Here is an 11,993-nt window from a genome sequence, read left to right as displayed (position 1 = left end):
GTTCATTCGTGCGTTTTATTCTTGCCATCATCGCCTTCGTCATTGCGTTGGCGCTCATCGGCATCGGCATCGCCCAACGAACGGTGTTTCTTCCGCCGTCGTCGGTGAGTGTACAGACCACCCAGACCAGCGGGGCGCCCTACCTCTTTCTCGGCAGCGACTCGCTGCTGGCCGAGTCGGGCGACCAGACCGTGACCTTCACCGGCAGCGCGAAGACCTTCGTGGCGTACGGGCGCACCGACGACGTGAAGTCCTGGCTGAACGGCTCGACCTATGCCGATCTGAGCGTGGTGCCGGGCGACAAACCGAGTTTGAACGCGACCATCGTCGCCGCCGACCCGGCAGGTGCAGCGAACGTGGCGAGCGGCTCGGCCGACCCGGCCGGCTCCGACCTCTGGCTCGATCAGTACAGCACCGACGGTTCGATGATGCGCACCTTCAATCTGCCGGCAGGGTACGCGCTCATCATCGCCGACGACGGCACTGCGCCCGCGCCGACCAGTGTGACCATCTCGTGGCCGCTCGACGACAGCACACCCATGGCCGTGCCGCTGCTGCTGACGGGGGCGTTTTTTCTCATCGTGGGCCTCATTCTGTTGCTGCTGGGCCTGCGGCAGATGAAGAAGTCGCAAGGCCCCCGTCGTAAGCAGCCGGCTCTGCCGAAGGGCAAGCGCTTCTCGTCTTCTCGAACGAACGGCATCGAATCGGGCGTGCGGCGCGGTCGTCGCTCCATCACCAAGTCGATCGCCGTTCTGGTGCCGGTTTCGGTGTTGAGCGTCGCTGCGCTGAGCGGATGCTCGGTTCTGCCCCTCTCGTCGCAGTCCCTTCCGGCGGCTATCGCCGACACCGCCACGCCCGTGCCCGTCGCGACCAGCGGCACGGCAACGACGACCAGCACCGCTACGCCGAGCGCGACCGACGTGCCGACGCCGGTTCCGACGCCCGACTCGGGGCCACCGCCCGTCGTCTCCGAGTCCCAGCTCGACACGATTCTCGGCAAGGTGTCGACGGTCGTCACTGCTTCTGATGCGGCGTCTGCCACCGACCCCACCGCTGCCGCGACGGGCCTCGCTGTGCGAATGACCGGTCCTGCGCTCGACTTGCGCACCGCGACCTACTCGATTCGCAAGACCGACGCCGACTACCCGGCGCAGGCGGCGATTCCCGCCGGCCCCTCCTCGGTCGTTCTGCCGCAGGCGACAGACGACTGGCCACGTACTGTCTTCACCATCGTTGAGAACCCCGCCGACCCCACCATCGCTCCGCTGTCGCTGATGCTCACTCAAGACACACCGCGCAGTCAGTACAAGGTCTACTACGCCGTGCCGCTGGAGCCGTCGACCACTCTTCCGCCGGTCGCCCCGGCCACGGTGGGCACTGCCGTACTAGACAATGACACCAAGCTGTTGTCGATGACGCCCGCCGATGTGGCCACTGGTTACGCCGACATCCTCGCAGTCGGTCAACAGAGCCCATACTTCGACAAGTTCGATGCCACCGGCGACACGCTGCGCACAAGCGTCGGCGCGGACTACAAGGCTCAGCAGAAGGCCAATCTGCCGAACACGGCGAGCATCGACTTCGCAAAGGTGCCGGCGCCCGGGCAGACCATTGCTCTCGCCACTAATCAGTCCGGCGCCATCGTGACCGCGAACATCCGTGAATCGGTGACGGTGAAGCCGGTCGAGTCTGGCGCCACGGTCACCCCGACGGGCGCGGTGCAGGCCCTCTCGGGAGTCGCGGCCGGCGGCACCACCAAGGGCACCGAAGCGATCTACGATTATCAATTGTTGTTCTACGTTCCGGCGTCGGGCGATACCTCGAAGGTTCAACTCCTCGGGTTCGCCCAGGGCCTGCTGTCTGCCAAGGAGCTGCCATGAGTAACGTTCCCCCCTCTGCCGCCAGTCTGAGAGGCGCCGTCGACCTCTCGTCGCTGGTCAATCGTGCCGCTGCTCCCGCGGGCTCGCCTGCCGCCGGCGGCCCGGCCGCAGCGCCAGGAGCCCCGGGTGCCGCACCAGGAGCGGGTGTCGCGGTTCCGAGTCTGCTGCTCGACGGAACCGACGCCACCTTCTCGCAGATTCTCGATCTGTCGAACGCCGTGCCGGTCATCGTCGAACTGTGGGCCTCGTGGTCTGACGGTTCGCGAATTCTCGCGCCGCTCATGCAGAAGCTCATCCTCGAGTACGGCGGTCAGTTCGTGCTCGTGCGTGTCGAGACCGACACCAACCCGCAGCTTGCTGCGGCCTTTCAGGCACAGTCGGTGCCGACGGTCGCCGCGATCATCGCCGGCCGGCCCGTTGCGCTCTTCGAGGGCGCGCAGCCGGAGCAGAGCATCCGCGACGTATTCGACCAGGTCGTGCAGTTGGCGGCGCAGAACGGCGTCACGGGGCGTGCCTTGCCGCAAGACGGCCGCGCGGGGGCAGAAGCCGACAGTGAATCCCCGGCCGAGCCCGTCGAAGAGCCCTTGCCGCCGCACCACGCCGAGGCCTTCGACGCCATCTCGCAGGGCGACTACAAGACCGCCATCGCTGAGTACGAGAAGGCAATCGTGCAGAACCCGCGCGACGCCCTCGCCGCCGCAGGCCTGGCGCAGGTGAAGCTGCTCGACAGGCTCGACGGAAAGTCGCTCGACGAGATTCGTTCGGCCGGTGCTGCGGCGCCCGACGACATCGACGCTCAGCTCGCCGTCGCCGACCTCGACGTTTCGGGCGGTCACGTCGAAGACGCCTTCGACCGCATTCTCGCCCTGTTCACCAAGGCCGACCAGGCGAGCAAAGACCTGCTTCGCGCACGGATGCTCGAACTCTTCGAGGTCGTCGGGCTCGACGATCCGCGCGTGACCGCCGCGCGTCGTCGCCTGACCATGCTGCTGTACTGACGACACCGGCTGCCCCAGCCACATCTGCGAGCCCTTGTCAATCGGTGGCTCCGTTGCGGGCGAGTGCGCCTCATTAGCAATACAGTCGGGTTATGAGCATTTTCCATCGCAAGGCCGCATCGCAGGCGGCCATCACGCCGCAGATGAAAGTCTCGCCCGAGATCCAGTCGGTGACCACCGGTGGCGAGACGTTTGCGCAGATCAACGCCTTCAAGATCGGCCTGCTCGGCGGCCTCGGTGTGCTGGTCGCGCTCGTCATCGGTGGGTTGGTCACCCAGCTGGGCACCGTGCTCATCTACGTGGGCGTGGCACTGTTCATTGCGCTCGGCCTTGATCCTCTTGTCTCACGGCTCGCCCGCCGAATGCCGCGTGCGCTGGCGATCACCATCGTGTTCGGTGTCGTGGTACTGGTGCTGGCGGGGCTGTTGCTCACGATCATCCCCATCATCGTGACCCAGACCAGCAACCTCATCAATAACTTTCCGACGTATGTCACCAACCTGCAGAATTCGGACTGGTTCCAGAGTCTGGAGCAGCAACTCTCTGGCGTGGTGAGCGTCGACGACGTGGTGAAGAACCTGCAGAGCTTCTTGAGCCCCGATAAGGTGCTGTCGCTCGGCGGCGGGCTGCTCGCGGTGGGCGCGGGCGTGGCGAGCGGCATCACCGGTACGGTCATCGTGCTGATTCTGACGCTGTACTTTCTCGCCTCGCTGCGCTCGATGAAGCGCGTCGCCTACCGTTTTGTGCCGGCCACAAAGCGAGCGAACTTCGCCGACATCACCGAGCAGATCACCGGGGCCGTGGGGCGCTATGTGGTGGGGCAGATCGCCCTGGCGCTGGTCAACGGAATCTTGAGCTTCATCTTCTTGACGATCATCGGGGCGCCGCTGCCGGTGCTGCTCGCGTTCATCGCGTTCCTGCTGTCGCTCATTCCGCTCGTCGGAACGGTGTCGGGATCCGTCATCATCGTGCTCGTCTGTCTGCTCGCATCGCCGCTCACGGCTATCGTGGCGGCCGTGTACTACCTCATTTATATGCAGGTCGAGGCATACGTTCTCAGCCCTCGCATCATGAACCGCGCGGTTGCTGTGCCAGGTGCGGTCGTCGTCATCGGGGCCGTGGCCGGCGCGGCGATTGCCGGGGTGCTCGGTGCACTCGTCGCCATCCCCATCGCGGCCTCGGCCATCATCATCATCGAAAAGGTCGTCTTCCCGAAGCAAGACGCGAAATAAGGGTCGAGCGCAGCGGGCGAGCCGGTGGGCCTAGCGTGCGATGACGCCTTCTACGACGTAGTCGCCGTCGATTTGGATGGCGCCGGTGCTGGCATCGGTGATCGCGGGAGAGAACGCGACATGGGTGCCGAGCGCGGTGGGCACCGCGTTGAGAACGCAGTCTCTGTCGTCTCGAGAGCTCTCGATGACGGTGGAGAGCAGGATGCGACGCGTGGTGTGATCGACGATCTTGGTGACCGGATACGCTGACGGCACCCGGGTTCCCGTGCAGGTCACCCATGCGATGACGTCGTCGGCGTCGACCGCGGCCGGCAGGTGCCAGATCGTGGCGGTGACGCCGACAGCCACGCCCGCGGTGAACGAAGCCGGCACGTCGAAGGGCACCTGAGCGACGAGGGTGGGCTTGGGCGGCGCGGGTGCGGCCTCAGCGCTCGCGGCGCCGGTGACGAGGGCCAGCGCGACGGCTGCGAGCGCTGCGGCCGCTGTCAGGGTTCTGCGCCGGGTGTTCCGGCTCCGCGAGAGCGAGTGGATGTTCGTCAAGATGGTCCCTTCGTCAGAAGTGCCCCGAGCGGGCTCCTCGTGAACAAAGACACCGAACACGGCTTGCGCTTACGCCACTCCGCGAAATGCGGCGACGGGCTAGCGGGGGGCCGGCTTCAGGTAGAGCGCGGCCAGGGGCGGGAGGGTGAGCTCGACGGAGGCGGGGCGGCCCGACCACGGAACGGATTCGGCCTGCACTGCGCCGAAGTTGCCGACACCCGAGCCGCCGTACTCGGTGGCGTCGGTGTTGATGATCTCGTTCCACTGGCCGCCGAAGGGCAGCCCGACGCGGTAGGGGCCGACGGGGGCGCCGCTGAAGTTCATCAGCACCGCGATGGGGTTGCCCGCGTCATCCCACCGCAGGAACGACACGAGGTTCTTCTCACTCGATCCGCCGTCGATCCACTCGAAGCCGCCGGCCTCGTTGTCGCGCAGCCAGAGTGAGGGGTTCTCGCGATAGACGCGGTTGAGCGACGACACGAGGTGCAGCAGCGACCGGTGCACGGGCTGGTCGAGAATCCACCAGTCCAGGCCCCGCTCCTCGCTCCACTCGGAGGGCTGACCGAACTCCTGGCCCATGAAGAGCAGTTGCTTGCCCGGGTGCGCCCACATGAAGCCGAGGTACGCCCGCAGGTTCGCGAGCTTCTGCCAGTGGTCGCCGGGCATCTTCGAGAGCAGCGAGCCCTTGCCGTGCACGACCTCGTCGTGCGAGATGGGCAAGATGAAGTTCTCGCTGAACGCGTACAAGAACGAGAACGTGATCTCGCCGTGGTGGTACGACCGGTACAGCGGGTCGGTCTCGATGTAGGCGAGGGTGTCGTGCATCCAGCCCATGTTCCACTTGATGCCGAAGCCGAGGCCGCCCTGGTTGGTGGGGTGGGTGACGCCGGGCCAGCTCGTCGACTCCTCGGCGATCATCACTATGCCGGGGTAGCGCCGGTAGGCCGTCGCGTTGACCTCCTGCAGCAGGCTGATGGCCTCGAGGTTCTCGCGGCCGCCGTACTGGTTCGGCAGCCACTCGTCGGCCTTGCGCGAATAGTCCAGGTAGAGCATCGACGCCACGGCGTCGACGCGCAGGCCGTCGATGTGAAACTCCTCGAGCCAGTACAGCGCGTTCGCCACCAGAAAGTTGCGCACCTTCGAGTCGCCGAAGTTGAAGACCAGCGTGCCCCAGTCGGGCTGCTCGCCCCGGCGGGGGTCCGGATGCTCGTACAGGGCCTCCCCGTCGAACTTGGCCAGCGCCCACTCGTCTTTCGGAAAGTGGCCCGGAACCCAGTCGAGCAGCACACCGAACCCGGCCTGGTGTAGCCGGTCGATGAGGTACCGCAGGTCATCCGGTGTGCCGAAGCGCGCTGTGGGAGCGTAGTACGAGGTGACCTGGTAGCCCCAGGATCCGCCGAACGGATGCTCGGCCAGGGGCATGAACTCCACATGGGTGAAGCCGAGTTCGTTCAGGTAGTCGATGAGCTGGTCGGCGATCGAGCGGTAGTCGAGGCCGGGGCGCCACGAGCCGAGGTGCATCTCGTACACGCTCATGGGCGAGTTGTGCGGGTCGCGTTCCGCCCGCGCTCGCATGTAGTCGCCGTCGGCCCATTCGTAGTACGACTCGGTGATGACGGATGCCGTCAGCGGGGGCACCTCGGTGCGCCGCGCCATCGGGTCGGCGTGCTGCACCCAGCCGCCGTGCTGGGCGAGTAGCTCGAACTTGTAGTTGCTGCCGGGCTCGAGGTCGGGAATGAAGATCTCCCAGACGCCTGTCGCGCCCAGGCTGCGCATGGAGTGACGGGTTCCGTCCCAGCCGTTGAAGTCGCCGATCACGCGAACGGCGCGGGCGTGCGGAGCCCAGACGGCGAAGGCGGTGCCGGCGAACGCGGCTTCGGCGCCGTAGTGGGTGCGATAGTGGGCGCCCAGAACATCCCACAGCTGCTCGTGCCGGCCCTCGCCGATGAGGTGCAGGTCGAGCTCGCCGAGCGTGGGAGAGAAGCGGTAGGGGTCGTCGGCCGTCCACGCGGATCCGTCGTCATACGTCGCCTCGATGAGGTAGTCGTTCAGCCCGGTGAGCGTGTAGCCCTGCCAGATGCCGCCCCAGAGGTGAGTGAGCTGCACCCGGGCCCCGTTCGAGAGCACCGCCACGACCTCGCTGGCGAGCGGGCGCAGGGTGCGGATGACCGTGATGGGGTCGCTCACACCCTCCCCATGCACGAGGTGCTGCCCGAGCACCTTGTGCGGGTCGAAGTATGAGCCGGCCGCTACCTGTTCGAGTACGGATTCCGGCACCTGGGGGAGGCTGAGGGTGGTGAGCCCGTCGATCTGTGACATCAGAAGTCGCTTTCGTTCGGGGTGACAAGCAGGGTGGTGGTGCGGTGGCGTGGCGCCCGCGCGGAGTTCGAGGTGGCGGCGGGGCGACCTGCCATCGGCGCCGCGTGCACGGTGGCTGCCATCACGGCGTCGCGACGATCGGGGCGTCGGCGGGAGCATCCGGTTCGGCGCCGTAGTGCACCCGCAGAATGTGCACGGGCTCGCCGAACGCGTTCAGGCGCACGTAGTTGTCGGCGCCCCATTGCCAGGTGACGCCGGTGATGAGGTCGGTCACGCGAAACTGCGCCCCGGGCTCGAGCCCGAACTTCGTGACGTCGAGCCGCACGGTGGTCTCGCGTACCGACCACGGGTCGACATTCGCCACCACGATGATGCCGTCGGCCTCGCCGTCGGCGGTGAACTCGCCCGAGATGTACTTGCTGTAGACGAGAATCGAGTCGTCGTCGCTGGCGTGAATGTCGAGGTTGCGCAGCTGGTGCAGGGCCGGATGCTCGCGCCTGATCTTGTTCAGCTGCGTGATGTAGGGCGTGATCGACGTGCCCGCGGCCTCGGCGGCGGCGAAGTCACGCGGCTTGATCTCGTACTTCTCGTTGTCGATGTTCTCTTCGGATCCGGCGCGCGCGACGTTCTCGACCAGCTCGTAGCCCGAGTAGACGCCCCAGGTCGGTGAGCCTGTCGCGGCGATCGCTGCCCTGATCTTGTAGGCCGGGCGCCCCCCGAACTGCAGATAGGCGTGCAGAATGTCGGGCGTGTTCACGAAGAGATTGGGGCGAAAGAAAGCAGCCGTCTCGTGCGCCAGCCCGTCGAGAAACTCCTCGAGCTCTTCTTTGCTGTTGCGCCAGGTGAAGTAGGTGTACGACTGCTGAAAGCCGACTTTCGCGAGCGTCTGCATGAGCGCCGGGCGGGTGAAGGCCTCGGCGAGAAAGACGATGTCGGGAAACTCGAGGTTGATCGTCGTGATGATCCATTCCCAGAAGTCGAGCGGCTTCGTGTGCGGGTTGTCGACCCGAAAGATGCGCACGCCGGCGGCGATCCAGAACTTCAGAATGCGCAGCGCCTCGGCACGGATGCCCTCGGGGTCGTTGTCGAAGTTGATCGGGTAGATGTCTTGGTACTTCTTCGGCGGGTTCTCGGCGTAGGCGATCGAGCCGTCGGGCAGGGTGGTGAACCATTCCGGGTGCTCTGTGACCCACGGATGATCGGGGCTGGCCTGCAACGCGAAGTCCAACGCCACCTCGAGACCCGCCTTCTGCGCGGCCTGCACGAAGATCTTGAACTGCGCGACACTGCCGAGATCGGGGTGCACGGCATCGTGGCCGCCCGCCGCCGAACCGATGGCCCAGGGCGATCCGGGGTCGCCGGGTTCTGGCGTCAGCGAGTTGTTCGGGCCCTTGCGAAAGGCCTCGCCGATGGGATGGATCGGCGGCAGGTACAGCACGTCGAACCCCATCGCGGCGACGGCCGGTAGCCGCCGGGCCGCGGTGCGGAACGTGCCGCTCGTGATGCTGCCGTCGGCGTTCGCGATAGCTCCCACCGAGCGGGGAAAGAACTCGTACCAGGCGCCGTAGCCGGCGCGCTCACGCTCGACCTTGACCGTCTGCCAGTCTGAGAACGTGTCGAGGCTGGCGATCGGAAAGCGCTCGACCGCGTCGAGAACGGTCTCCGACGTCGCCGCTGCGAGCCGGTCTTCGGCGGGCAACAGGGTGTCGGCGACGAGCAGCGCGAGATCGTCGAAGAGCGACCGATCGGCAGCGGGGCGCGCGGCTTCTGCCCCGGCGCGCACGAAGAGCTCGCTGGCGATGAGGAACATCAGCTCGACATCGATTGCTGCCGGCACCTTGATTTCGGCGTTGTGGTGCCAGGTGGCGTAATCGTCGCTGAAGGCGCGAATACGAAAGCGCCAGGTACCCGCGGTGGGAAGATGGGCGAGGCGTTGGTAGCGGTCGATGCCGACCCCGATCATCCGCAATCCGTACGACGACGAGACGCCTGCGGGGTCGACGAGTTCGACCTGGGCGCCGACGGCGTCGTGGCCTTCGCGAAAGACCGTCGCGCCGAACGGCACGACCTCGCCGGCGTAGGCCTTGGCCGGCCAGCGGCCTCCGGAGACCTGTGGAAACACGTCGATGATAGGGATGCGCCCGATGATCGGCTCGAACGGCGCGGTGATCGCGCCCGCTGCCGGTTGTGCCGCCGGCTTCTTCACGGTCGTTCGGGGTGTGCTTTTCGCTGCTGGGTTAACCACTGACTTAGCCACGGTTCGACCGTACCAACAAAGCCGCGACGGGGCTTCAGAAACATCGCCCCTTGCGCGCCCGGCGGTCGGCAAGCTATCTCGCGGCCGTGCCCAATTGGGAGACAGGATCGACCTGTTCTAGGCTGGCGCCACGGAACCCAGAAGGAGCTCACACCCGTGAAAGCGATTCGCAAGTTCACCGTTCGGTCTGTACTGCCTCCGGAGCTCAGCGCTGTGGGCGAGTTGGTCGCCAATCTGCGCTGGTCGTGGCACGAACCGACCCGCAAGCTCCTCGCCCACATCTCGCCCGACGACTGGGAGGCGACCACCGGAGACCCGATCGCGCTGCTCGGTGCGGTGAGCCCCGAGCGCCTCGCTCAGCTGGCCCGCGACGAGGGGTTCGTCGCCTGGGCGAACAGCCTGCGTGACGACCTGCACCGCTACATCCACGAGCCCCGCTGGTACCAGGGGCTCGAGGGCGAGAAGCCAAAGAGCATCGGGTATTTCTCGCCCGAGTTCGGCATCGCGGAAGCGTTGCCGCAGTACTCGGGCGGTCTTGGAATTCTGGCCGGCGACCACCTCAAGGCGGCCTCCGACCTCGGCGTGCCGATCGTCGGCGTGGGGCTGTTCTACCGGGCCGGCTACTTTCGGCAGGCCATCTCGCGCGACGGCTGGCAGCAAGAAAGCTACCCCGTGCTCGACCCCGACGGGCTTCCGCTGAACGTGCTGCGGCTAGCCGACGGGTCGCCCGCCCAGATCGTGCTCTCGCTGCCCGACGACCGCGCGCTGTACGCCCGCATCTGGCAGGCGCAGGTGGGGCGCATCCGGTTGCTGCTGCTCGACACCGACATTCCTGACAACGACGAAGACCTGCGCTCGGTCACCGACCGGCTCTACGGCGGCGGGGGAGAGCACCGGCTGCTGCAAGAACTGCTGCTCGGCATCGGCGGTATTCGTGCGCTGAAGATTCTGGCCGAGCTCACGCACACCGACGAGCCCGAGGTGTTTCACACCAACGAGGGTCACGCGGGCTTTCAGGGCCTCGAGCGCATCTGCGACCTCATCGGCGAGGGGCTCTCGTTCGACGTGGCACTGCAGGTCGTTCGCGCCAGCACGGTGTTCACTACTCACACGCCCGTGCCGGCCGGCATCGACCGCTTCGACGCGTCGCTCGTGCGGCGCTATTTCTCGACTGACCTGCTGCCCGGGGTCGACGTCGACGAGGTCTTGGCGCTCGGCAATGAGGTCGCCAATGGTGGAAGCCCCGACGTCTTCAACATGGCCGTCATGGGGCTGCGGCTGGCGCAGCGCGCCAACGGCGTCTCTCAGTTGCACGGCGAGGTCAGCCGGGGGATGTTCGCGGGGCTCTGGCCCGGATTCGACCAGGGCGAGGTGCCCATCACCTCGGTCACCAACGGCGTGCACGCCCCCACCTGGACCGACCCGCTGCTCATCGAACTCGCCGAGAACAAGCTCGGCACCTCAGACACGGCCCACGCGAACTGGCTCTCGTCTGATGTGAGCGACGAAGACATCTGGGCGGTGCGCAACGACATGCGGCGGCAGCTGGTGACGGATGCCCGGCACCGCGTCACCGAAGCCTGGCTCGAGCGCAGCCCGGGTTCCATTCCGCCGGCCTGGTATCGCACCCTGCTCGACCCCGAGGTCTTGACCATCGGATTCGCCCGGCGCGTGCCCACCTACAAACGGCTCACGCTCATGCTGCACGACCCGGCCCGGCTGAAGGCGATTCTGCTGAACCCCGAGCGGCCCGTGCAGATGGTGATCGCGGGCAAGTCGCATCCGGCCGACGAGGAGGGCAAGCGGCTCATCCAGAAGCTCGTGCAGTTCGCGTCAGACCCCGAGGTGCGCCACCGAATGGCGTTCTTGCCGAACTACGACATCGGCATGGCGCAGAAGCTGTACCCGGGCACCGATGTGTGGCTGAACAACCCGTTGCGGCCCTTGGAGGCCTGCGGAACATCCGGAATGAAGGCGGCCCTCAACGGCGGGCTCAACCTCTCGATTCTCGACGGCTGGTGGAACGAGTTCTACGACGGCGAGAACGGCTGGGCTATTCCGACGGCCGATTCGGCCGACACCCCCGAAGAGCGCGACCAGCTCGAGTCGGAGGCGCTCTACGACCTCATCGAGCACCAAGTCGCACCGCGGTTCTACGACCGCACCGCGCAAGGGCTGCCGGTGCGCTGGACCAAGTCGATCAGGCACACCCTCGCGACACTCTCGCCGGCGCTGTCGGCCGAGCGCATGGTTTCGGAGTACGTTTCGCGCCTCTATGTGCCTGCGGCCGCTGCTGCCCGGGTCATCGAGGGGCACGACTACACGCCGGCCGTGGAACTCGCCGAGTGGAAATCGCGCGAGCGCGCCGCCTGGTCATCGGTCGCCGTGGTGCACGTCGAGTCCGGCGGGCTCGACGACACGCCCCAGGTCGGCGACGAGTTGCAGGTGCGGGCGCGCATCCAGCTCGGATCGCTGACGCCCGACGACGTGTCGGTCGAGGTCTGTTACGGGCACGCTGTCGCGGGCGATGTACTCACCGCGGTGAGTTCTGTCGCACTCTCGCCAGCGCAGCTCCCCACCACGACCACGCCGATCACCATCATCAACCCGGGATCGCAGCACACCGACTCCGACGGCCTCTGGGGCTTCTCGGGCACCGTCGTTCTCGAGCACGCCGGCTCGTTCGGCTACACCGTGCGCGTCGTGCCCAAGCACGCGAACCTGGCCTCCTCGGCCGAGCTGGGGCTCATCGCGTCGGCGCACTGAC

The 11,993-nt window shown here is 66.6% G+C and carries 7 protein-coding genes; 4 read left to right on the top strand and 3 right to left on the bottom strand.

Features of this window, described 5'->3' with window-relative positions; all coding sequences use genetic code 11:
* Positions 1-8 precede the first annotated feature (8 nt).
* From LQ955_RS09670 to LQ955_RS09660, 3 genes are all read left to right on the top strand, one after another.
* A complete protein-coding gene (locus tag LQ955_RS09670; protein ID WP_231027942.1) occupies positions 9-1,880 on the top strand; it encodes a hypothetical protein in 1,872 nt (623 codons plus the stop codon).
* Complete coding sequence (locus LQ955_RS09665; RefSeq protein ID WP_231027941.1) at positions 1,877-2,878, top strand: tetratricopeptide repeat protein; 1,002 nt, start codon at positions 1,877-1,879, stop codon at positions 2,876-2,878. Before LQ955_RS09670 ends, LQ955_RS09665 begins: the two co-directional genes overlap by 4 nt.
* A 92-nt stretch (positions 2,879-2,970) precedes the next feature.
* Positions 2,971-4,110: an AI-2E family transporter gene (locus LQ955_RS09660; RefSeq protein WP_231027940.1), complete on the top strand. Its 1,140-nt coding sequence runs from the start codon at positions 2,971-2,973 to the stop codon at positions 4,108-4,110.
* Positions 4,111-4,140: 30 nt separating this feature from the next.
* Here LQ955_RS09660 and LQ955_RS09655 read toward each other — a convergent pair whose 3' ends face one another.
* From LQ955_RS09655 to LQ955_RS09645, 3 genes are all read right to left on the bottom strand, one after another.
* Positions 4,141-4,650 (bottom strand): hypothetical protein, encoded by a 510-nt coding sequence (locus tag LQ955_RS09655; RefSeq protein ID WP_231027939.1) that lies wholly within the window; start codon positions 4,648-4,650, stop codon positions 4,141-4,143.
* A gap of 99 nt (positions 4,651-4,749) precedes the next feature.
* Positions 4,750-6,969 (bottom strand): 1,4-alpha-glucan branching protein GlgB, encoded by a 2,220-nt coding sequence (glgB, locus tag LQ955_RS09650; RefSeq protein ID WP_231027938.1) that lies wholly within the window; start codon positions 6,967-6,969, stop codon positions 4,750-4,752.
* Between the two features lie 121 nt (positions 6,970-7,090).
* Positions 7,091-9,115 (bottom strand): alpha-1,4-glucan--maltose-1-phosphate maltosyltransferase, encoded by a 2,025-nt coding sequence (locus LQ955_RS09645; RefSeq protein WP_390623482.1) that lies wholly within the window; start codon positions 9,113-9,115, stop codon positions 7,091-7,093.
* 267 nt (positions 9,116-9,382) lie between these two features.
* Between LQ955_RS09645 and glgP the strand changes: the two genes are divergently transcribed.
* Positions 9,383-11,992: an alpha-glucan family phosphorylase gene (glgP, locus tag LQ955_RS09640; protein WP_231027937.1), complete on the top strand. Its 2,610-nt coding sequence runs from the start codon at positions 9,383-9,385 to the stop codon at positions 11,990-11,992.
* Position 11,993: the final 1 nt, after the last annotated feature.

Origin of the sequence: Subtercola endophyticus (assembly GCF_021044565.1) — a bacterium.
Taxonomy (GTDB): Bacteria; Actinomycetota; Actinomycetes; order Actinomycetales; family Microbacteriaceae; genus Subtercola; species Subtercola endophyticus.
The sequence above is the reverse complement of the archived record's forward strand: the minus strand, read 5'-3'. Positions and strand labels throughout refer to the sequence as shown.

Coding starts and splice junctions, on each gene's coding strand:
- glgB (WP_231027938.1), bottom strand. CDS start 6,969: ATGTCACAGATCGACGGGCTCACCACCCTCAGCCTCCCCCAGGTGCCG.
- LQ955_RS09660 (WP_231027940.1), top strand. CDS start 2,971: ATGAGCATTTTCCATCGCAAGGCCGCATCGCAGGCGGCCATCACGCCG.
- LQ955_RS09665 (WP_231027941.1), top strand. CDS start 1,877: ATGAGTAACGTTCCCCCCTCTGCCGCCAGTCTGAGAGGCGCCGTCGAC.